Consider the following 255-nt stretch of genomic DNA (forward strand, 5'->3'; position numbering starts at 1 on the left):
CATTTTTTCGGGTGATCGTTAAGTCATTCGTCTTAACGCCTTCGCCAAAGCGATGCTGCCCGCGAGCACGCAGCATCAGTGCACCTTTGCCACTACCGATGCGCAGGGTGCCCCCCCGTTTCCCGGTCTGCAGCATCTTCCAGCCGGCGGGGTCCGGGTAGCTGAACCCTGAGAAACGCTTACTTGATTTGAACCTCGGGAAGCCGGGTGTTTGCCCGGCCTTGGCGCGCCGGAAGAAAGCTTGGAATGCCAAAT

The 255-nt window shown here is 58.8% G+C and carries 1 protein-coding gene; it reads right to left on the reverse strand.

The genetic code is table 11. The annotated features are described in order from the left end of the window. A partial coding sequence (locus tag PZA18_RS24785; RefSeq protein ID WP_308447470.1) for a hypothetical protein occupies window positions 1–255 on the reverse strand: 255 nt, incomplete at both ends.

The sequence above is a fragment of the Parachitinimonas caeni genome (assembly GCF_030129945.1).
Lineage (GTDB): Bacteria > Pseudomonadota > Gammaproteobacteria > Burkholderiales > Chitinimonadaceae > Parachitinimonas > Parachitinimonas caeni.